Origin of the sequence: Methylopila capsulata (assembly GCF_016907975.1) — a bacterium.
GTDB classification, from domain to species: domain Bacteria; phylum Pseudomonadota; class Alphaproteobacteria; order Rhizobiales; family Methylopilaceae; genus Methylopila; species Methylopila capsulata.
The window spans coordinates 1,044,320-1,064,120 of record NZ_JAFBCY010000001.1 but is presented as its reverse complement, the minus strand read 5'-3'; the positions used below and the strand labels follow the sequence as shown (position 1 = coordinate 1,064,120).

The window sequence follows — 19,801 nt, the reverse complement described above, 5'->3', positions numbered from 1 at the left end:
CTTTTTGCGCCGCGCCGTGACGCTCAGATGCTTGCGATGGTCTTCAGCCGCGCCCGCGGGTGGATCTCGTTCTGCGACATCACCGAGGTCTGGTTGCGGAAGCGCTCGACGATCGAGCGCACGAACGGCCGCACCGCCGCCGAGGTCAGCAGGACGGGGGACTCGCCGAGCTTGGCGGCGTCCTCGAAACGGTCGCGCACGAGGCCGATGAACTCCTGCAGCTTCGACGGCGCCATCGCGAGCGTCTTCTCCTCGCCCGTGCCCACGATCGATTCCGCGAAGGCCTGCTCCCAGACGGGCGACAGCGTGACGAGGGGCACGTAGCCGCCGTAGGACTGGTGCTGGGCGCAGAGCTGACGCCCGAGCCGCATGCGCACGTGCTCCACGATCTGCGCCGGGGCGCGGGTGAACGACACCGCTTCGGCGATGCCCTCGAGGATGGTTCCGAGGTCGCGGATCGAGACCCGCTCGTTGAGCAGCAACTGCAGCACGCGCTGAATGCCTGTGGTCGAGATCTGGCTCGGGACGATGTCGTCGACCAGCTTGCCCTGCTCCTTCGGCAGGTCCTTCAAAAGCTTGCTGACCTCGCCGTAGGACAGCAGGTCCGGCATGTTGCCCTTGATGATCTCGTTGAGATGGGTCGAGAGCACCGTGGTGGCGTCGACCACCGTGTAGCCGAGGATGGTCGCCTCCTCGCGGAGCGACGCGTCCACCCAGGTCGCGGGCAGGCCGAAGGTGGGCTCCACCGTGTGCACGCCCGGCAGGCTCACTTGGCGGCCGTTCGGGTCCATCACCATGAACTGGCTGGGATAGACGGAGCCGGTCCCGGCCTCGACCTCCTTCACCTTCATCGAGTAGGCGTTTGGCTGGAGCTGCATGTTGTCGAGCAGGCGCACCTGCGGCATCAGGAAGCCCATCTCGCCGGCGATCGAGCGGCGGAGCGCCTTGATCTGCTCGGTGAGCTTGTCGGGCGCGCCGTCCTTGGATTCGACAAGCGGCAGCAGCGCGAAGCCGAGCTCGATCTTGACCTCGTCCATCTTGAGCGCGGCCGAGACCGGCTCCTCCTCGGCGCCCGCGGTCGAGCCCGCCCCCGAGCCCGGCTTGCCCTCGTTCGCCATCGTCGCGATGCGCTTCAACTCCTCCACGGCGTTGCTCTTGGAGGCGCGATACGCCAGCCATCCGGCGCCGCCGGCGAGGCCCATGAAGGGAATGAGGGGGATGCCCGGCAGCAGCGCCATGACCGCCATGACGGCGGCCGCGATGCCGAGCGCCTTCGGATAGCCGGACAGCTGCTTGACCAGCGCGCGGTCGGCGGAGCCCGAGACGCCGGCCTTGGAGACGAGCATGCCGGCGGCGGTCGAGACGATCAGCGCCGGAATCTGGCTGACGAGGCCGTCGCCGACGGAGAGCAGCGTGTAGGAATGCGCGGCGTCCGCGAAGCCGAGGCCGTTCTGGCCGACGCCGATGATGATGCCGCCGATCACGTTGATGAAGGTGATCAGCAGGGCTGCGATCGCGTCGCCGCGCACGAACTTCGACGCGCCGTCCATGGCGCCGAAGAAGGTCGATTCGTCCTCGAGCTCCTTGCGGCGGGTCTTGGCGGTCGCTTCGTCGATCAGGCCGGCGGAGAGGTCGGCGTCGATCGCCATCTGCTTGCCGGGCATGGCGTCGAGGGTGAAGCGCGCGGCGACCTCGGCGATGCGGCCCGAACCCTTTGTGATGACGACGAAGTTCACGATGATCAGGATCGCGAACACGATGATGCCGATGACGAAATTGCCGCCCATCACGAAGTTGCCAAAGGCTTCGATGACGTGGCCGGCGGCGTCCGTGCCCTCGTGTCCGTGGCCGAGGATCAGCCGCGTCGAGGCGAGGTTGAGCGCCAGCCGCAGCATGGTCGCGACCAGCAGAATCGTGGGGAACGCCGAGAATTCCAGCGGCTTCTCGATGAACAGCGCGGTCATCAGGATCAGCACCGACAGGATGATCGAGACCGCAAGCAGCAGGTCGAGGATCAGCGGCGGCAGCGGGACGATCAGCACGCACAGGATGACGAGGACGCCGAGCGCGAGCCCCATGTCTCCGGTGCGCAGGAATCCCCAGGCTTTCGAAAGGCTTGGGGGCAGGGCGAAGCCGTTTCCGACGGCGACCGGGGGCGCCCCCCGATCCGCCGCCACCGTCACGTCCGACATGCTTCGCCCCGCAATTCTCGCATTCCGCTCGGCAGAAAATGCCGCCCCTATGGTTGACGAGAGGTTAACGCGGGGTTGCCGCGCGGGTTACAGCATTCCGGACACGACCCCGACGCTGATCGCGATGATGACGGTGTTGAAAACGAAGGACACGATCCCGTGGACCAGCGTCAGCCGTCGCATCGCGGTCGAGCGGGTCGCGCAGTCCGAGACCTGGAAGGTCATGCCGATGACGAAGGCGTAATAGGCGAAGTCGTCGAACACCGGAGGCTCGTCTCCGGGGAAGTCGATCGCCGGCGCGTCGGGCCCGGCGGCGTAGCAGGCGTGGGCGTAGTGCGCGGCGAACACGGTGTGCACCAGCCCCCAGGAGCAGAGGATGGTGACCGCGGCGAGCGCCAGCACCGCGCCCGAGCTCTTGTCCGTCACCATATCGAAGATCGAGAGCACGCTGACGGCCGACGCCGCGGTGAGGATCAGCGTGATCGCCGTCCGGCCCTCGTCCTCCTCGGCGGACCACGCCTTGAAGGTCTCCGCCGGGACCGCCCGAAGCCGCAGCCAGACGCCGGCCGCGTAGGCGAGCGCGCCCGCGTCCCAGCCGAGCGCGGTGGCGATCGCCGGCGGCGCGAGGAGCGCCGCGGTAAGGCCGACGACGAGCCCGACCGCGCAGGCGGTCGCGATCCGCAGTCCGTGTCCGCGCCAGCCTGTCATGTCCGCCGTCTCCGCCCGCGTCGCTCAAAGCCCAAGATGGCGCGGCCGGGCCGGATGTCGCTAGCGACGGCCGATGGAGGACCTCAAGGTATGGGGCGCCGAGCCCTTACGCCGCCGCGACGCCGCCCTGGGGCGGCGGGATGGCGAAGCCCTCGTCGTCGTACTGGTTGAGCTTGTTGCGCAGGGTCCGGATCGAGATGCCGAGGATGTTGGCCGCGTGCGTGCGGTTGCCCTGGGTGTGGCCGAGCGTGTCGATGATGAGCTCGCGCTCCATGTCCGCCACCGTGCGGCCGACGAAGCTGCGCGTCACGCTCTCCGCCGTCTCCAGCGCGCGCGCCGCGAGGCCGGTCTCGCGGCCGGGGGCCGGCGCGCCGTCGGGGCTCAGGATCGCCTCCGCGCCGATCTCCGGTCCGGTCGCGAGCAGCACCGCGCGGTGGATGGTGTTCTCGAGTTCGCGCACGTTGCCGGGGAAGCGCGAGCGCATCAGGCTCACCCGCGCCTCCGCCGAGATCGGCCGCAGCGGCAGGCCGTTCGCCGCGGCGTACTTCTTGGCGAAGTGCGTCGCGAGCGCGGCGACGTCGGTCGGGCGCTCCCGCAGCGGCGGGATCTTCAGCGTGACCACGTTCAGCCGGTAGAGCAGGTCCTCGCGGAACGTGCCTTTGCGCACCTCGTCGGCGAGGTTGCGGTTCGAGGTCGCGATCACGCGAATGTCGACCGGCACCGGCTTCGCGCCGCCAACGCGGTCGATCACCCGCTCCTGCAGCGCGCGCAGCAGCTTGGCCTGCAGGCGGATGTCCATCTCGGAGATCTCGTCCAGCAGCAGCGTGCCGCCCGAGGCCTCCTCGAACTTGCCGATGCGGCGCGCGGAGGCGCCGGTGAAGGCGCCCTTCTCATGGCCGAACAGCTCGCTCTCGAGCAACTGCTCCGGGATCGCAGCGCAGTTGACCGAGACGAAGGCCTTGCCGGCGCGCGGCGACTTCTGGTGGACGTGGCGGGCGAGCATCTCCTTGCCCGAGCCGCTTTCGCCGGCGATCAGCACGCTGGCCGAGGAGGCCGCGATCTGGGTCGCAAGCTGGACCACGGCGACCATGGCCGGGTCGCGGAACACGAAGTCGCGGTTGTCGTCGGAGACCGCCGCCAGCACCGCCGCGATCAGCTCCGGATCGGGGGGGAGGGGGATGTACTCCTTCGCGCCCGCCCGGATCGCGGCGACGGCGGCGCTCGCGTCGTTGTCCACGCCGCAGGCGACCACGGGCACGTGGAAGCGCTCGGCTTCGAGCTGGGTCATCAGGTCGCGCACGTCGAGCGCGACGTCGACCATGATCAGGTCGGCGCCGCGGCCGGCGCGCAGCGTCCGCATCGCCTGGTCGACGCTTTCGGCGTGGGTGACGGCGGCGCCGCGGTTCATGGCGATCCGCGTGGCGGCGGTGAGTTGGCCCTTCAGTTGGCCGACGATGGTGAGGCGCATGGCGTGTCCTCCGCTCAGGTCCGGTCGGGCTTGATGATTTCGGTCATGGTCACGCCGAGCCGCTCGTCGACCAGCACCACCTCGCCGCGAGCGACCAGGCGGTCGTTGACGAAGATGTCGATGGCCTCGCCGACCTTGCGGTCGAGCTCCAGCACGGCGCCGGGCTTCAGGCGCAGCATCGAGCCGACGTCGATCCGTGCGCGTCCGAGCACGGCGGAGACCGAGACCGGCACGTCGAACACCGCCTCGAGGTCGGCGGCGCCGCGGGTCTCGTGCGATTCGTCGTCCTTGCGCTTGGCCGGCGTCGAGAAGTCGACATCGTTGTCGAGCTCGGGCAGCGGGATGTCCTTGCCGGCGCTCATGGCGTCGCTCCTTCGATGTCGTCGGCGCCGCCCTCGGCGGCGAAGTGCTGCGCGATCGCGTCGTCGATCGCGCGGGCGACCGCCTCGGAATCGCGCACGACGCCGCCGTCCGCCCATTCCAGGCGCACGTCGCCCTTAGCGACCTCGGGGTCGCCGAGGACGATCAGCCGGCCGGCGAAGCCGCGCTCATGCGCCATGGACGCAAGCTGCTCGCGCACCTGCTCGACGACGTCGGGCGTAACGCGCACGGCGACGTGGGGCGCCTGGCGAAGCTCCAGGAAGCACGCCTCGGCGGCGGCCTCGATCTCGGCCATCGGCGCGCGGGCGACAGCGGCGCCGGCGATCTTCCGGGCGAGGGCGAGCGCGAGCGCCACCCCCTCGCGCTCGGCGACGCGCGCGCGCGCGTCCGCCTGGGCCAGGGCCTCCGCGAGCCGCGCCCCGAGGCTCTCCACCGCGGCGGTCAGGCGGGCGGAATCGGCGTCGCGCGCCGCCTTGCGGCCGTCGGCCTCGCCGCGGCGGAACGCCGAGGTCTCGGCCTTCTTGAGAGCCGCCTCGTGGTCCTCCAGCGAGACCATCGCAGGGCCCTGGGGGGCGGCCGGCGCTTTCGGGGCCGGCGGCGCGCCGAAGTCCTGGTTGAACAGGAAGCGCGCCGGGCGCGGGCGCCCGTCGTCGCGCGGGGAGGGGAGGTCAGTAGACAAAGTCGTCCTCCTCCTTGTTCTTCGAGATCACGATCTCGCCCGAGGCCGCCAGATCCTTGGCGACGCCGACCAGGATCGCCTGGGCCTCGTCGACGTCCTTCAGGCGAACGGGGCCGAGCGCCTCCATGTCGTCCGACATCATCTTCGCGGCCCGGCTCGACATGTTCCCCATGAAGAAGTCGCGCATGGCCTGGCTCGCGCCCTTGAGCGCGACGGCGAGCTTGTCGCGCGGGGCGTCGCGCAGCAGGGTCTGGACGCCGGCCGCGTTCAGCTTGGCGAGGTCGTCGAAGGTGAACATCAACTGCTTGATGCGGTCCGCGCTCTCCTTCGCCTCCTCGTCGAGCTTCGTCAGGAAGCGCGTCTCGGTCTGGCGGTCGAAGGAGTTGAAGATCTCGGCGACCTGCTCATGCGGGTCGCGCCGCGAGGTCTGGGACAGGTTCGACATCAGCTCGGAGCGGAGCGTCTGCTCGACGCGCTCGAGGATGTCCTTCTGCACGTTCTCCATGGCGAGCATGCGCTTGACCACGTCGAGCGCGAAGTCTTCCGGCAGGATCGACAGCACGCGGCCGGCCTGTTCGGCGCGGATCTTCGACAGCACCACGGCGACGGTCTGCGGATACTCGTTCTTGAGGTAATTCGCGAGCACCGCCTCCTGCATGTTGGAGAGCTTCTCCCACATGGTGCGCCCCGCCGGACCCCGGATCTCCTCCATGATGGTGCCGACGCGGTCCTTCGGCAGGAAGCGCGCGAGCAGGCGCTCGGTCGAGTCGAAGTTGCCCATCAGCGCGCCCGCGGCCGAGAGCTGCCCGACGAAATCCACCAGCAGGGTCTCGACCTTCGCCATCTCGATCGACCCGAGGCTCGCCATGGCCGAGGAGACCTCGCGGATCTCGTCGTCCTCGAGCAGCTTCCAGATCGGCGCGCCGTGCTCGTCGCCGAGCGCGAGCATCAGCACCGCCGCGCGCTCGACGCCCGTCAGCGAACGGTCGGTCGTGGCGACCGCGGTGGAGCGGGCGGGAACGCGGGCCATCTCAGGCGGGCTCCTGCAGCCACTGGCGGATGATGGCGACCGTCTCGTTCGGATTGTTCTGCACCAGCTCGCCGATGCGCTGGACCGACTGCGACTGCACGCGGCCGGACAGCTCGGCGATCGCGATCCGCTGGGCCGCCTCCGCGTCCGTCCCGGCGGGGAGCCCCGCGACCGAGCCGTCGGGCGAGGCGAGGGCGGGGGTCCCGCCGGCCGTCAGCTGGACGACGCCGCCCGCGCCGCCGGCGTCGCCGGCGCCAACAATGCTGACGCCGCCGGCGCCGTTGGCGACGAGCATGACCCGGTCGGGCGACAGCGCCTTGCGCACCAGCGGGCGGACCACGACGAGAAGGACCAGCACGGTGAGCAGCGCGAGCACCCCGAGCTCGGCCCAGCGCATCAGGTCGTCGCGGCTGAAATCGAACATGCCCGGCGCGTCGCCCGCGCTCTGCGAGGCGGGCATGGTGGCGAAGCGGAGGTTGACCACCTCGAGCACGTCGCCGCGGGCCTGGTCGAAGCCGACGGCGGAGCGCACCAGCGCGCCGATGCGGTCGAGCTCCTCCTGGCTGCGGGGGGCGTAGGCGGCGTCGCCGTTGGCGCTTTGCGTGTAGACGCCATCGACGAGCACCGCGACCGAGATCCGCTTCAACCGGCCCGCGTCCTTCACCTCGGTGCGGGTGGTGCGGGAGATCTCGTAGTTCACAACCTCTTCGGTCTTGTTGGAGGCGTCCTTCGGCCCGGTCGCGGCCGGAGCCTGGGCCTGAGCGGCGGCGCCGTTCGGGATCTGGTTCCCGACCGACACCGTCTGGTCGACGGGCTGGCTCGACTGCGAGCTCTCCTCCCGCGTCTGCGTAGAACGCACCACGCGGCTTTCGGGATCGAAGGTGTCGGCGGTGACGGTGGACTTTGTATTGTCCATCTCGGCCCGCACCTCGACGCGGGCGCGGTCCGGTCCGACGATGCGGCCGAGAATCGCCTCCGCGCGCTCGCGCAGGCGGCGCTCGAGCGTCACGGTGCGCTCCTCCGCCGCCGCCGTCCCGCCGTCCTCGCCCTCGGCGCCGTCCGCGAGCAGGCGTCCGCCCTCGTCGACCAGCGAGATCTTCTCCGGCTTCAGGCCCTGCACGGCCGAGGCGACCAGATGGCGGATGGCGCGCACCTCGCCGCCGTCGAGATCGCCGCGGACCCGCACCACGATCGAGGCGGAGGGCTGCGGCGCGTCGCGCGTGAACAGCGGCTTCTCGGGAATCACCAGATGGACGCGCGCGGCGTCCACCCGGTTGAGCGAGCTGATGGAGCGGGCGAGCTCGCCTTCGAGCGCGCGCAGGTGATTGACGTTCTGAACGAAGCTCGTCGCGGAGAAGCCGTCGCCCTTGTCGAAGATCTCCCAGCCGACGCCGCCGCCGGAGGGCAGGCGCTTTTCGGCGAGGCCCATCCGGAGCTTCGCCGCGTTCTCCTTCGGCACCAGGATGCCCGCGCCCTCGTTGCGGAGCTCGTAGGGCACGTTCTGCTGCTCGAGCTCCTTGATGATGGCCGCCGAGTCGGTCATCGACAGATCGGTGAACAACGCCACCATCTGCGGCTGGGAGAAGCGCACGATCGTAAAGGCGAAGAAGCCGACGAGCGCGAGGGCGACGGCGAGCATCGCGGCGATGCGGCCGGCCCCAAAGGAACGCAAGAATCCGACGAACCCGTTCACTGCCGTCTCCCGGCGCGCCGCCGCTGGTCGGTCACGCGCCACCCGGCAAGATTTGCCTGCCGTATGGTAAACGGGTCGTTAACGGCCGCCCGCCGGGGCGGGGCGCAAACGAAAACGCCGGCGCGAGGCGCCGGCGTTGGTCACGTTCTGATCTTGAGGAGATCAGGCCCGATACTGCTGGATCCGCGTGGTGCGCAGGCCCGCAAGGCCGTGTCGGTCGATCGAGGCCTGCCATGACAGGAACTCCTCGACCGTGAGGGTGTAGCGCTGGCAGGCCTCCTCCAGGCTCAGAAGCCCGCCGCGCACTGCGGCGACGACTTCGGCCTTGCGGCGGATGACCCAGCGTTTCGTGTCGGAAGGGGGCAAATCGGCGATCGTCAGCGGACTACCGTCCGGTCCGATCACATATTTGGTCCGCCCGCGATGCAATTCCGTCATCGGTACTCTCACACGCGACTTTCCCGTCTTCGATGACGTTACGTCGGTGGATTTAACATTTACCTAAGCGGAAAAGCCGATTTCGACCGGTCTCCAAAGGTTAAAAACTAGTAATTCAAACTTTAACGAATTATGATCTTTGCGTTCTGCTAGTCGACGGCCGGCGGAGGCAAAATTTTCCTACCCCGGCAGAAATCGCCGGGCGTGAGGTCGGCCAAAGCCCTCATTTTCCAAGCGCTTTCGATGGCATGCCGATTGCGACCTGTGGGGCGTCCGCGTCCTGGTCCCGCTCATGCCGCATCCCGTCTCGTCCAGCTCAAGCGTCCAGGCACCGGTTCCGCCGGCCCCGTCGGCGCGCGCCGCGCAGGCCGACGACGACTTCGCGCGGGCGCTCGATGCAGCGAATTCCGCCGCGACGGACGAATTTGGAGCCGGCGATTCTTTCGCAAGCCCGCGAGCCCCGTCCAACCCGCGCACGCGCGCCGTGGACGACAGGGAATCCGCGGAGCAGGACATAAGCGAGACCGAACGGCGCTCGGCGCGCCGCGGCGAAGCCTCGCCGGACGTGGTGCTCGCCCTGGCGCTTCCGCCTCTCGCAATCCCCGCGACGCCGGCGGAAGGCGCGGCCGTTGCGGCGTCGACCGGCGATGTCCCCGCGACGCCGACCGCGACGGACCCGCACGCGCCCGCTCGCGCGCAACAGAAGATCGTCGCGAATCCGACCGCGCAGGCCTCCGGCGAGCCAAACGCGACGGGGGAGGGGATCGTGTCGCTGGTCGGGACGACCGATCCGGACCCCGCGGGCGAGACAGACTCCGCAAATCCATCCAAGGCCTCGGCCGACGCCGGTGATACGGCGGCCAAGCCTGCCGTCGGTCCGTCGGTGGCGACCGCGCATCAGGCCGCGGTCGCGGCGGGCGTCGCCGCGACGCCTGCGACGCAGGGCGCCTCCTCGGACCCGCTGGCGCCGACCGCCTCCGACCCCGCCGTCGCGGCCCCGGACCCGACCGCGCCGTCCCTCGGCGACGGCGCCTCAACGGATGCGGGCGGCGGCGACGGCCAGCAGGGCGCCGGCGGCCAGACCCACGGCTCCAAGGCGACCGAGGCTCAGGCCCCTGCGACGCTCCAGAACAACGGCGCCGCGACGTTCTCCTCTTCTTCTTCCGCCGTCCCGTCGATCGATCCCGGGGCGGCGCGGCCGACGCAAAGCGTTGCGGCAGCCGCCCAGACCGCGCCGCAGGCGACGGCCGCGCTGGCGTCAGCCGTCGTGTCGAACGCTGTCGCGGCGGCCAGCGCCGGCCTGCGGCGCACCCGCTTCGAGGTGCAGCTTGATGGCGCCGACCTCGGCCGCATCGACGTCCGGCTCGACATCGGCCGCGGCGGCCGCGTCGGCGCGAAGCTCACCGTCGACAGCGCCGAAGCGCGCGACCTTCTGCAGAACGACGCCCGCGCGCTCCAGCGCACGCTCGAGCAGGCCGGCTTCCGGCTGCCCGAGGGAGGCTTCACCGTCGAGGTGCGCTCGGGCGGCGCGGACGCCGGCGACCGGCAGGCGCGGCGCGAGCCGGCCGGCGGCCTCCCGGACGGGAACGAGACCGACACCCCCATCGGGCGCGACGCCGCCCCCATCGCCTATCGCCCGCTCCGCGCCGCGGCGTCGGCGCTGGACGTCCGCGTCTGAGCCGAAGGATCTCCTGATGTCGATCACCGCGACCTCCACCTCGACCTCCGCTTCCGCGAGCACCTCGGTCGCAAGCTCGACGCTCGCGAGCAACTTCGACACCTTCCTGACGCTGCTGACCACGCAGTTGCAGAACCAGAACCCGCTGGACCCGCTGGACACCAACCAGTTCACCCAGCAGCTTGTGCAGTTCGCCGGCGTCGAGCAGCAGCTGCAGTCGAACACGACCCTCAGCGCGATCCTGAGCGCCACGCAGACGGCGGGCTCCGACACCGCCGTGGGCCTCGTCGGCAAGACCGTGACGGCCGCCGGCGACACCGCGACGCTCACGAACAACAAGGCGAGCTGGAGCCTGACCTCGGCCGAGGACGACGTCACGGCGACGGTGAAGATCCGGAACGCCGACGGCGACCTGGTGGCCACCAAGACGGTGGCGCTCGACAAGGGCACGGCGACCTTCACCTGGGACGGCAAGCAGACCGACGGCTCCGCCGCCAAGGCCGGCGACTACACCGTCACCGTCAGCGGCGTGGACAGCGCCGGAAACGGCTCCGAGGTCAGCACCGAAGTGACGGGGGTCGTCGACGGCGTCGACTTCAGCGGCGACATCCCGGTCCTGCTGATCGGCAGCCTCACCGTGCCGCTGAGCGCGGTCACCAAGGTGAAGGCGACGACCGCGTCCAGCTCCTGAGCGACCGCGCCACGACCATCTCAAACGACGGCTCCGCTCGCCGCGACGCCCGCTCGAGGCGGTGACGCCCCGGGACGCGTTCGCGCCCGCGCTTTCGCTCCTGCATGCGCGATCCAGAAAACGCTGATTGATCGGGACGAAAGTATCGATAGGTCGTAGATGCCCTCTCGCTGTTACTGTGCACGCACAAGATCTGAAACGTCGCAGATGTAGCATTCAGGGGGCTGTGATGCTTGATGTTTTTGGCGGCCTGTTGCGCAGGCGAACGCCCGCGGTCGTGCTCGGCGTGGTCGCATCGGTCGCGGTCGGAGGGCTGGCGGTCGCCGTGACCAGTGACAGTTTTGTCGACGCGGACGTGCAGACGGGCTTTTTTTCGATCGCGCCGCATGCCTTAGCGCCGGTCGTCACCAGCGGTTTTGGGCAATACGGCTGGTTCCCGAGCTTGGTTCGCGTGAATCCCAACTACGCTCAGGGAAACGTGTGCGTGTCGGCAGGCGTTCATCTGCCCGACGAAGCGGTCATGACGAGCATGAACGTCTTTTACTCGTCGCCATCCACGCTTGGAGCAATGAGCGTCGTGCTGCAGAGGGTCAACTTGCAGATTGGTGAGGTCACGACGATTTTCGACCTCGCTCGGATGCCCACGACGGCCGACGCGCGGACGGCGATCGTCATACCCATCAAAGAACGGTACCGGCTCGTGAAGAACAATCTATACGCCTATGGCTTGGTGAGCTGTATGGGCCCACGCGACGCCTTCAGCGCGGCGCGGATCGCCTACCGATCTCGAAAAGCCGGTAGCTGACGCTACGGATCGAGCGCTGGGACGCGGCAGGCGCAGGACCGACGACGACCGATGGCGAACAAGCTGAAGGGGGCGGCGCTCGCCTTCTATCACTCGACCTACGAACCGGCGCTCGCGTTGGCGCTCGGCCGGCGGCGCGTCGCCGGCTTCGAGTGCGCGGCGGTCGGCGGCCCGCCCGAGATCGCGATCCACCCCCATCGCGTCGCGGGCTGCGGCCCGGACTGCGGCTTCGATGGGGGCGAGCGCCGCCGCGTGGTCGCGCGCTATGCGGTGAAGGCGCGCGGGGAGGGCGCCTGGGACCAGACGCTCGGGCGCATCGCGCGGCGTCTGTCGCTGACGCCAATGGCGATCGACCTCGACCGGTTCGTCTCCGCCGCCGCTTTCGACGCGGCGGTGAAGCGCCGCTCGTCGCGCACCCTTCCGAAGATCCGCAAGGCGGCGAAGATGGGCTACGTGGCCGAGCGCTTCTCCGTGCACGCCCATGTCTACGACATCCACGCCGTGCGCACGTCGATGCGCTCCCGCGCCGCGGGCCCCGTGCTCGACTACTGGTTCCTGAAGCCGGAGGACGTCGCGAAGCCGGCAGGCCGGCCCGCGACCTGGCGCATGCCGAAGTGCCCGCGGCACTGGACGCTGTGGTGGGGCGTGTTCCTGCCCGAGCCCGGACACGTTCAGGGCGCGGTGAAGGTCGATCGCCGGCTCGTCGCCTACATGAAGCTGATGCGCATCGGCGACGTGCTGCACTACACCGACCTGATGGGCCACGGCGAGCATCTCGGCCACGGCGTCATGAACCTGCTGCACGACGCCGTTATCCGCTGGCTGATCGAGAGCGGGGAGCCGCTCGCCGAAGGCGTGCGCGTCGTGCTCTACGGCGCGGCCGAGCATGGCGGGGAGGGGCTTCTGACATGGAAGAAGCGGGCCGGTTTCGAGCCGATCCGACTGATCCTCGCGCCGGCGCCGGACAGATAAGCGGCCGCCCCGCTTTCGCGAGGCCGCCGCGCGCGGTAAAGACCTGCCGCAACGCATCATGGCTGGACACGCCTTGACCCCGACCGTCGATCTCGATCTGCCCGGCGCGCCCGCCGACACGCGCGTCGTGGTCGCCATGTCCGGCGGCGTCGATTCCTCCGTCGTGGCGGGGCTGCTGGCGCGCGCGGGCTATGACGTCGTCGGCGTCACGCTGCAGCTCTACGACCATGGCGCCGCGACCGCCCGCAAGGGCGCCTGCTGCGCCGGCCAGGACATCCACGACGCCCGGCGCGTCGGGGAGACGCTCGGCATCCCGCATTACGTGCTCGACTACGAGCAGCGGTTTCGCGAGGCGGTGATCGACCCCTTCGCCGCGAGCTACCTCGCCGGCGAGACGCCGATTCCCTGCGTCGCCTGCAACCAGACCGTCAAGTTCGTCGACCTGCTGCAGACCGCTCGGGATCTCGGCGCCGCAGCCCTCGCCACCGGCCATTACGTCGCGTCGCGCGCGCTGCCGGGCGGCGGCCGCGGACTCTACCGCCCCGTCGACGCCGACCGCGACCAGACCTACTTTCTCTACGGCACGACGCCGGACCAGCTGTCGCTGCTGCGTTTCCCGCTCGGCGGCCTGCCGAAGCCCGCGGTGCGCGAGGTCGCGCGCGAACTGGGGCTGATCGTGGCTGACAAGCCCGACAGCCAGGACATCTGCTTCGTGCCGAACGGCCGCTACGCCGACATGATCGAGAAGCTGAAGCCCGGCGCCGCCGAGCCGGGGCCGGTCGTGCACATCGACGGCCGCCGGCTCGGGACCCACGACGGCGTGCTGCGCTACACCGTCGGCCAGCGTCGCGGCCTGAACCTCTCTGTCGGCGAGCCGCTCTATGTCGTGCGCATCGACGCCGGCGCGAAGACGCTGGTCGTCGGCCCGCGCGAGGCGCTGGAGACGCGGACGATCCGCCTGCGCAACATGAACTGGCTCGGCGACGGCGCCTTCGAGGACGTCGCGGGGCTCGCCGTGCGCGCCCGCGTGCGCTCGACGCGGCCGGCGGTTCCCGCGCGGCTCACGGCGCTCGGGCCGGCCGAGGCCGAGGTGGAGCTGCTCGACGGCGAGAGCGGCGTCGCGCCGGGGCAGGCGTGCGTGGTCTACGACGAGGCGACAGGCGAGCGGGTGCTCGGCGGCGGGATCGTTCGGCCTCAGCCGCGCGTTCCCGCGGCAAATGAAGCGGCGAGCGAGGCCATGCGGTGAGCGTCCAGTACGATCTGGAAGGACAGAAGAAGGCCTACGAGATCTGGGCCAAGTTCTACGACAAGGTCTATGTGCGGTTTCTGGCCGACGGCCAGAAGAAGGCCGCGGCCGCCGCCGCCGCCTGTGGTCCGGACATCCTCGAGGTCGGCGTCGGCACCGGCCTCGTGCTGCGCTACTACCCGTCGACCTCGCGCGTCGTCGGCGTCGATCTCTCCGAGCACATGCTGGCGAAGGCGCGCGAGAAGGTGGTGGCGCAGGGCCTCACCCAGGTCCGCGGGCTCTCCGTCATGGACGCCTGCAACCTCGGCCTGCCCGACGCCGCGTTCGACGCCGTCACCGTGCCCTTCGTCATCACGCTGGTGCCGAACCCGGAAGCCGCTCTCTCCGAGATGCGCCGGGTGCTGAAACCCGGCGGCGAGATCATCGTGGCGTCCAAGATGGGCGCCGAGGACGGGCTGCTCATGAAGGTCGAAGCGGCGCTCGCGCCTGTGGTGAAGACCGTCGGCTGGTCCACCGACTTCAAGGTCTCGCGCCTCGCCGCCTGGGCCGCCACCACGCCCGACATGAGCGTCGTCGAGGTCGTCTCGATCTTCCCCGCGCCGTTCTTCAAGATGATCCGGATCAAGCGGGCGGGGTGACCGCGGGCCGCGGTCATTCGCGCTGGCGGCTCCAGATCTCCTTGTCGATCCTGCCCTCGAGCTCGGGCATCGAACTTGCGAGGAAGGTTGGGGTCTTTCCCGCGCGCCGCTGCGCGAAATAGTCCTTGGTCAGCCTCGACACGAGGCCGGACAGCAGGCAGATCGCGATCAGGTTCACTGTCGCCATGAGGCCCATGGAGGCGTCCGCTGCATTGAAGACCGTCGCGACCGACTCGTAGGCGCCCCAGACCACCATCAGCATCACCGCGATCCGCAGGATCGTCTTGCCGGCTTTACTGTCGATCCCGAGAAACACGAGCGCATTCTCGGCGTAGGAGTAATTGCCGATGATCGACGTGAACGCGAAGAAGAAGATCGCGATGGCGACGAAGTAGGGGCCCGCCCAGCCGATGTGGTGCTCCATGGCGGTCTGCGTCAGCTGCGTGCCGGTGAGGCCGGAGCCCGGAGCGAGCGCGCCGGACAGCAGGATCAGCAGCGCGGTCGCGGTGCAGATGAGGATCGTGTCGATGTACACGCCGAGCGCCTGCACGAAACCCTGGCTGACGGGGTGGTGCGGGTCCGGCGTCGCGACGGCTGCGATGTTGGGCGCCGAACCCATGCCGGCTTCGTTCGAGAACAGCCCGCGTTTGACGCCGTTCAGCATCGCGGCGGCGACCGAACCTGCGACGCCGCCCGCTGCAGGACCGAAGCCGAACGCGCTTTTGACGATGAGGGCGATCAGCGCCGGAACCTCGGAAATGTTCACGGCGACGGCGTAGAGCGCGACGCCGAGGTAGCCGACGGCCATGAACGGCACCACGATTTCCGCCACGCGCGCGATCATCGGGATGCCGCCGAAGATGATGAGGGCGGACAGAAGCGCCAGCACGACGCCGGTCGTGAGCTTGGGCGCGCCGAAGGCGCCCTCCATGGCGTCGGCGATCGAGTTCGCCTGCACCGCGTTGAACACCAGGCCGAAGGACAGGATCAGGCAGATCGAGAACACCGCGCCGGCCCAAGGCGCCTTCAGGCCCTTGGCGATGTAGAACGCGGGGCCGCCGCGGTATCGGCCTTCCGAGTCCTTGACCTTGTAGAGCTGGGCGAGAGTGCTTTCGGCGAAGGCTGTGGCCATGCCGAGCGTCGCGACCACCCACATCCAGAAAATCGCGCCGGGGCCGCCGAGATAGAGCGCCACCGCGACGCCCGCGATGTTGCCGGTGCCGACCCGAGAGGCGAGGCTTGTGCAGAGCGCCTGGAACGGCGTGATGCCTGCATGGTCCGAAGCGCTCGATCCGGTGACCGCGCGGATCATCTCGGGAAAGTGGACGATCTGCAGCGCTTTCAGGCGCACCGTGAAATACACGCCGACGGCGAGCAGGCCGTAGATCAGCACGTAGCCCCAGAAGATCGTGTTCAGAAAATCGATGACCGAGTCCATGGTCGCCCTTCGCCCGCTCCGCCGCCGACGTCCACGCCCAAATTTCGGCGTGTTTCCGCCTCGATCTCGCCCTCGAGTTTAACGCGTGTTGATAAACGGACAACCTTGTTGCGGGAGCGCCCCGCAGGGCCGCCGGCGTTGCGCGGACGGCCATGGTTTTGCGGCGCATTCGCGCTAGAACCACCGTCATGGCACCCAGCGACATCGATCACGAACGCAACCGTTTCACGGCCCGCGCCTCGCGCTATGCGCGGGTCGGCGTCAACGTCGGCGGGGTGGCGGCGCGGATCGCGGGCTCGCAGCTTCTTGGACGCGCGACCGGCCGGGCCGACCGGGCCGCGGACCTGCGCGCCGCGCTCGGCGGGCTTAAGGGCCCGATCATGAAGGTGGCGCAGTTGCTCGCCACCATCCCCGACGCGCTGCCCCCGGAGTACGCCGAGGAGCTGTCGCAGCTCCAGTCCGACGCCCCGCCGATGGGCTACGCCTTCGTGAAACGCCGGATGGCGGCGGAGCTCGGGCCGGACTGGCAGGCGAAGTTTGGATCGTTTGAGAAGGAGCCGGCGGCGGCGGCCTCGCTTGGCCAGGTCCATCGCGCGACGGCGCAGGACGGCGCGCTGCTGGCGGTGAAGCTGCAGTATCCCGACATGGCGTCGGCGGTCGAGGCGGACCTCGGGCAGCTGTCGCTGCTGTTCGACCTGCGCCGCCGCTTCGACAGCGCGATCGACACCTCCGAAATCGTCGAGGAGATCGGCGCGCGCATCCGCGAGGAGCTCGACTACCGCCGCGAGGCCAAGCACGCCGCGCTCTACGGCGTCATGCTGAGAGACACGCCCGAGGTGCGCGTGCCCGGCGTCTGGAACGAGCTTTCGACGGGGCGCCTCCTGACGCTCGACTGGCTGGAGGGCCGGCGGTTGCTGGTCCACAAGGAGGCCCCGCTCGAGATCCGCAACCGGCTGGCCGTCGCCATGTTCAAGGCGTGGTGGCGTCCGTTCTCGCGCCACGGCGTGATCCACGGCGACCCGCACCTCGGCAACTACGCGGCCTTCGACGAGGGCGGCGAGCCGCAGGGCGTGAACCTGCTGGACTACGGCTGCATCCGCATCTTCCCGCCCGCTTTCGTCGGCGGCGTGGTCGACCTCTACGAGGGTCTGCGCGACGGCGACGACGCGCGGGTGGTGCACGCCTACGAGACCTGGGGGTTCCGCGGCCTGAAGCGCGAGCTGATCGACGTCCTCAACATCTGGGCGCGCTTCATCTACGGCCCGCTGCTCGACGACCGGGTGCGGACCATCGCCGACGGGGTGTCGCCCGGCGCCTATGGCCGCGCCGAGGCCTTCCGCGTCCATCAGGAACTGAAGCGCAAGGGCCCGATCCGCATCCCGCGCGAGTTCGTCTTCATGGACCGCGCCGCGATCGGGCTCGGCGGCGTGTTCCTGCACCTGCAGGCCGAGCTGAACTTCCGCCGCCTGTTCGAGGAGGCGATCGCGGATTTCACCGTCGAGCGCGTCGGAGCCCGGCAAGCCGAAGCCATGGCGACGGCGGGCCTCAACGCCTGAGCCGGCCATCGTGGGCGCCCCGTTCAGACGGTTCAGCGCGCGGTTTTCGGACCGCGCCCATCCTCGCCGTCGACGCCCTGTCCGGAGCCCCTGCGACGCTGCGGGCAGCCGCGCGTCCTACGAGGGAGGCCGATCGCGCGCCTCGCTGCGATGTCGTCGCACCGCCTGCGTTCTCAGGGATTTAGCTGGGCTGAAAGTTACTGGTATTTGGCATGCCAGAAGCTGAAAGGGAATTGCCTCCCCCCCGCGTTTCCGCTAAAGCCGAAAGTCCAAGCGCCGATTAGAACGCACAAAGGGACTTTATCATGGCCGGAACCACGGAATTCGCGACCGCGACGGGCAACGACTACGCGGAGCACGAGCGGACTTACGCCGCGGTCATGAAAATGTCCAAGGTCGGCACGGCGATGATCGTGCTGGTCGTGATCTCGCTGGCGATCGGCGGCGTCACCGGTCCGTGGTGGCTGTGCGGTCTCGGCATCGTGCTCTCGATCATCGGCGGCGTGATCGGGGCGGTATCGGAGAAGGGCACCATCATCCCGATGGCGGTCGCGGCCCTCGCGGTCGTCGCGCTCTGGTACGTCGTCTGAACCGATGAAAATCGCAGTCGCGAAAGAAACCGACGCGGCGGAGCCGCGGGTCGCGCTGACGCCTGACGTCGTCAAGAAGCTGAAGGGCCTCGGGGCCGACATCAGCGTTGAGACCGGCGCGGGCGTCGCCTCCGGCGTCACCGACGCCGCCTACGAAGAGGCCGGCGCCACAATCGCCGCCTCGCGCGCCGACGCCCTCGCCGGCGCCGACGTGCTGCTCACCGTCCGTCGGCCGTCCCCCGAGAGCCTGGCGGGGCTGAAGCCCGGCGCGCTCGTCATCGGCACCATGGATCCTTATGGCCAGGCCGACGCGATCGCGGCGCTCGCCACCGCCAACGTCTCCGCCTTCGCGATGGAGCTGATGCCCCGCATCACCCGCGCGCAGGTGATGGACGTGCTGTCCTCCCAGGCAAACCTCGCGGGCTACCGCGCGGTGATCGACGCCGCGGCTGAGTTCGGCCGCGCCATGCCGCAGATGATGACCGCGGCCGGCACCGTTCCGCCGGCGCGAGCCTTCGTCATGGGCGCGGGCGTCGCGGGCCTGCAGGCCATCGCCACCGCGCGCCGCCTCGGCGCCGTGGTCTCGGCGACCGACGTCCGTCCCGCCGCCAAGGAGCAGGTCGCCTCGCTCGGCGCCAAGTTCGTCGCCGTCGAGGACGATGAGTTCAAGCAGGCCGAGACGGCTGCGGGCTACGCCAAGCCGATGTCGGCCGAGTACCAGGCCAAGCAGGCCGAGCTGGTGGCGGCCCACATCGCCAAGCAGGACATCGTCATCACCACCGCGCTGATCCCGGGCCGTCCGGCGCCGCGCCTGGTGACGGCGGCGATGGTCAAGTCGATGAAGCCGGGCTCGGTGATCGTCGACCTCGCGGTCGAGCGCGGCGGCAACGTCGAAGGCGCGATTCCGGGCGAGGTCGTCGAGATCGACGGCGTCAAGATCGTCGGCCACCTCAACGTGGCCGGCCGTCTCGCGGCATCCTCCTCGGCGCTCTACGCCAAGAACCTGTCGTCCTTCCTCGAGACCATGATCTCCAAGGAGACCAAGGAGCTCGCCGTCAACTGGGACGATGAGCTCGTCAAGGCGACCGCGCTCACCCGCGACGGCGCCGTCATCCACCCGATCGCCAAGCCGGCGGAGGCGAACTGATGGCCGTGCTTTCCCCTGAAGAGGCGGCGGAACGCGCCCAGGCCTCGGCGGACCTCGCCCGCGAGGCGGCCGCCAACGCCCAAGCCTACGCCGACCAGATCGCGGACACGGCGGGCGCAGCCCTCCACGGCGTGTCCGGCGGGGTCATCGACCCCTTCGTGTTCCGGCTCGCGATCTTCGTGCTGGCGGTGTTCGTCGGCTACTACGTGGTGTGGAGCGTGACGCCCGCGCTGCACACGCCGCTGATGGCGGTCACCAACGCCATCTCGTCCGTGATCGTCGTCGGCGCGCTGCTCGCGGTCGGCGTCGATCTCGCCGGCGGCTCCGGCCCGTGGTGGGCTCGAGGCTTCGGCTTCGTCGCCCTCGTGCTCGCCTCGATCAACATCTTCGGCGGGTTCCTCGTCACCCAGCGCATGCTCGGCATGTACAAGAAGAAGGGCTGACGGGACCG

19 protein-coding genes are annotated in these 19,801 nt (G+C 69.6%); 10 read left to right on the top strand and 9 right to left on the bottom strand.

The window, feature by feature from the left end; genetic code table 11:
- Nucleotides 1-23: 23 nt before the first annotated feature.
- From flhA to sciP, 8 genes are all read right to left on the bottom strand, one after another.
- On the bottom strand, nucleotides 24-2,192 hold the full coding sequence (gene flhA / locus JOD31_RS05000) for a flagellar biosynthesis protein FlhA (RefSeq protein WP_204949162.1): 2,169 nt from the start codon (nucleotides 2,190-2,192) through the stop codon (nucleotides 24-26).
- 87 nt (nucleotides 2,193-2,279) lie between these two features.
- The gene (locus tag JOD31_RS04995; protein WP_204949161.1) at nucleotides 2,280-2,900 is read right to left on the bottom strand and encodes a DUF1345 domain-containing protein; all 621 of its coding nucleotides are present in this window, start codon (nucleotides 2,898-2,900) and stop codon (nucleotides 2,280-2,282) included.
- Between the two features lie 106 nt (nucleotides 2,901-3,006).
- Nucleotides 3,007-4,368, bottom strand: coding sequence for a sigma-54-dependent transcriptional regulator FlbD (gene flbD / locus JOD31_RS04990; RefSeq protein ID WP_204949160.1), 1,362 nt, complete (start codon nucleotides 4,366-4,368; stop codon nucleotides 3,007-3,009).
- Between the two features lie 14 nt (nucleotides 4,369-4,382).
- Entirely contained in the window at nucleotides 4,383-4,730 is a 348-nt protein-coding gene (gene fliN / locus JOD31_RS04985; RefSeq protein WP_103120747.1) for a flagellar motor switch protein FliN, read from the bottom strand.
- Nucleotides 4,727-5,428: a FliH/SctL family protein gene (locus JOD31_RS04980; protein ID WP_204949159.1), complete on the bottom strand. Its 702-nt coding sequence runs from the start codon at nucleotides 5,426-5,428 to the stop codon at nucleotides 4,727-4,729. Before JOD31_RS04980 ends, fliN begins: the two co-directional genes overlap by 4 nt.
- Complete coding sequence (gene fliG, locus JOD31_RS04975) at nucleotides 5,418-6,458, bottom strand: flagellar motor switch protein FliG (RefSeq protein WP_204949158.1); 1,041 nt, start codon at nucleotides 6,456-6,458, stop codon at nucleotides 5,418-5,420. Before fliG ends, JOD31_RS04980 begins: the two co-directional genes overlap by 11 nt.
- 1 nt (nucleotide 6,459) lies before the next feature.
- Nucleotides 6,460-8,151, bottom strand: coding sequence for a flagellar basal-body MS-ring/collar protein FliF (fliF, locus tag JOD31_RS04970; protein ID WP_204949157.1), 1,692 nt, complete (start codon nucleotides 8,149-8,151; stop codon nucleotides 6,460-6,462).
- Between the two features lie 162 nt (nucleotides 8,152-8,313).
- A complete protein-coding gene (sciP, locus tag JOD31_RS04965) occupies nucleotides 8,314-8,589 on the bottom strand; it encodes a CtrA inhibitor SciP (protein ID WP_020184309.1) in 276 nt (91 codons plus the stop codon).
- Nucleotides 8,590-9,073: 484 nt separating this feature from the next.
- On the opposite strand from sciP, the gene JOD31_RS04960 reads away from it, so the two are divergent.
- The 6 genes from JOD31_RS04960 (at nucleotide 9,074) to JOD31_RS04935 (ending at nucleotide 14,619) form a co-directional block, all read left to right on the top strand.
- Nucleotides 9,074-10,267 carry a flagellar hook-length control protein FliK gene (locus JOD31_RS04960; RefSeq protein WP_204949156.1) on the top strand — a complete coding sequence of 398 codons (1,194 nt, stop codon included), beginning with the start codon at nucleotides 9,074-9,076 and terminating at the stop codon, nucleotides 10,265-10,267.
- Nucleotides 10,268-10,283: 16 nt separating this feature from the next.
- Nucleotides 10,284-10,958 carry a flagellar hook assembly protein FlgD gene (locus tag JOD31_RS04955; RefSeq protein ID WP_204949155.1) on the top strand — a complete coding sequence of 225 codons (675 nt, stop codon included), beginning with the start codon at nucleotides 10,284-10,286 and terminating at the stop codon, nucleotides 10,956-10,958.
- 229 nt (nucleotides 10,959-11,187) lie between these two features.
- Nucleotides 11,188-11,763: a hypothetical protein gene (locus tag JOD31_RS04950; protein WP_204949154.1), complete on the top strand. Its 576-nt coding sequence runs from the start codon at nucleotides 11,188-11,190 to the stop codon at nucleotides 11,761-11,763.
- A 51-nt stretch (nucleotides 11,764-11,814) separates the two neighbouring features.
- Nucleotides 11,815-12,735 carry a hypothetical protein gene (locus JOD31_RS04945; RefSeq protein WP_204949153.1) on the top strand — a complete coding sequence of 307 codons (921 nt, stop codon included), beginning with the start codon at nucleotides 11,815-11,817 and terminating at the stop codon, nucleotides 12,733-12,735.
- 58 nt (nucleotides 12,736-12,793) lie between these two features.
- Nucleotides 12,794-13,981, top strand: a complete 1,188-nt coding sequence (mnmA, locus tag JOD31_RS04940) for a tRNA 2-thiouridine(34) synthase MnmA (protein ID WP_204949152.1) — start codon at nucleotides 12,794-12,796, stop codon at nucleotides 13,979-13,981.
- On the top strand, nucleotides 13,978-14,619 hold the full coding sequence (locus JOD31_RS04935; protein WP_204949151.1) for a class I SAM-dependent methyltransferase: 642 nt from the start codon (nucleotides 13,978-13,980) through the stop codon (nucleotides 14,617-14,619). The genes mnmA and JOD31_RS04935 overlap by 4 nt, the downstream gene beginning before the upstream one ends.
- A gap of 13 nt (nucleotides 14,620-14,632) precedes the next feature.
- Here JOD31_RS04935 and JOD31_RS04930 read toward each other — a convergent pair whose 3' ends face one another.
- Nucleotides 14,633-16,057, bottom strand: coding sequence for an alanine/glycine:cation symporter family protein (locus JOD31_RS04930; protein ID WP_204949150.1), 1,425 nt, complete (start codon nucleotides 16,055-16,057; stop codon nucleotides 14,633-14,635).
- A 188-nt stretch (nucleotides 16,058-16,245) separates the two neighbouring features.
- On the opposite strand from JOD31_RS04930, the gene JOD31_RS04925 reads away from it, so the two are divergent.
- From JOD31_RS04925 to JOD31_RS04910, 4 genes are all read left to right on the top strand, one after another.
- On the top strand, nucleotides 16,246-17,613 hold the full coding sequence (locus JOD31_RS04925) for an ABC1 kinase family protein (protein WP_204949149.1): 1,368 nt from the start codon (nucleotides 16,246-16,248) through the stop codon (nucleotides 17,611-17,613).
- 305 nt (nucleotides 17,614-17,918) lie between these two features.
- Complete coding sequence (locus JOD31_RS04920; protein WP_204949148.1) at nucleotides 17,919-18,203, top strand: aa3-type cytochrome c oxidase subunit IV; 285 nt, start codon at nucleotides 17,919-17,921, stop codon at nucleotides 18,201-18,203.
- Between the two features lie 4 nt (nucleotides 18,204-18,207).
- Nucleotides 18,208-19,350 carry a Re/Si-specific NAD(P)(+) transhydrogenase subunit alpha gene (locus JOD31_RS04915; RefSeq protein WP_204949147.1) on the top strand — a complete coding sequence of 381 codons (1,143 nt, stop codon included), beginning with the start codon at nucleotides 18,208-18,210 and terminating at the stop codon, nucleotides 19,348-19,350.
- Nucleotides 19,350-19,793 carry an NAD(P) transhydrogenase subunit alpha part 2 gene (locus JOD31_RS04910; protein ID WP_204949146.1) on the top strand — a complete coding sequence of 148 codons (444 nt, stop codon included), beginning with the start codon at nucleotides 19,350-19,352 and terminating at the stop codon, nucleotides 19,791-19,793. The genes JOD31_RS04915 and JOD31_RS04910 overlap by 1 nt, the downstream gene beginning before the upstream one ends.
- The last annotated feature ends 8 nt before the right edge of the window (nucleotides 19,794-19,801 follow it).

What these genes read in the sequence shown, in the direction of transcription:
- flhA (WP_204949162.1), bottom strand. Translation starts at nt 2,192, where the DNA reads ATGTCGGACGTGACGGTGGCGGCGGATCGGGGGGCGCCCCCGGTCGCC.
- JOD31_RS04995 (WP_204949161.1), bottom strand. Translation starts at nt 2,900, where the DNA reads ATGACAGGCTGGCGCGGACACGGACTGCGGATCGCGACCGCCTGCGCG.
- flbD (WP_204949160.1), bottom strand. Translation starts at nt 4,368, where the DNA reads ATGCGCCTCACCATCGTCGGCCAACTGAAGGGCCAACTCACCGCCGCC.
- fliN (WP_103120747.1), bottom strand. Translation starts at nt 4,730, where the DNA reads ATGAGCGCCGGCAAGGACATCCCGCTGCCCGAGCTCGACAACGATGTC.
- fliG (WP_204949158.1), bottom strand. Translation starts at nt 6,458, where the DNA reads ATGGCCCGCGTTCCCGCCCGCTCCACCGCGGTCGCCACGACCGACCGT.
- sciP (WP_020184309.1), bottom strand. Translation starts at nt 8,589, where the DNA reads ATGACGGAATTGCATCGCGGGCGGACCAAATATGTGATCGGACCGGAC.
- JOD31_RS04955 (WP_204949155.1), top strand. Translation starts at nt 10,284, where the DNA reads ATGTCGATCACCGCGACCTCCACCTCGACCTCCGCTTCCGCGAGCACC.
- JOD31_RS04950 (WP_204949154.1), top strand. Translation starts at nt 11,188, where the DNA reads ATGCTTGATGTTTTTGGCGGCCTGTTGCGCAGGCGAACGCCCGCGGTC.
- JOD31_RS04945 (WP_204949153.1), top strand. Translation starts at nt 11,815, where the DNA reads ATGGCGAACAAGCTGAAGGGGGCGGCGCTCGCCTTCTATCACTCGACC.
- mnmA (WP_204949152.1), top strand. Translation starts at nt 12,794, where the DNA reads ATGGCTGGACACGCCTTGACCCCGACCGTCGATCTCGATCTGCCCGGC.
- JOD31_RS04930 (WP_204949150.1), bottom strand. Translation starts at nt 16,057, where the DNA reads ATGGACTCGGTCATCGATTTTCTGAACACGATCTTCTGGGGCTACGTG.
- JOD31_RS04925 (WP_204949149.1), top strand. Translation starts at nt 16,246, where the DNA reads ATGGCACCCAGCGACATCGATCACGAACGCAACCGTTTCACGGCCCGC.
- JOD31_RS04920 (WP_204949148.1), top strand. Translation starts at nt 17,919, where the DNA reads ATGGCCGGAACCACGGAATTCGCGACCGCGACGGGCAACGACTACGCG.
- JOD31_RS04915 (WP_204949147.1), top strand. Translation starts at nt 18,208, where the DNA reads ATGAAAATCGCAGTCGCGAAAGAAACCGACGCGGCGGAGCCGCGGGTC.
- JOD31_RS04910 (WP_204949146.1), top strand. Translation starts at nt 19,350, where the DNA reads ATGGCCGTGCTTTCCCCTGAAGAGGCGGCGGAACGCGCCCAGGCCTCG.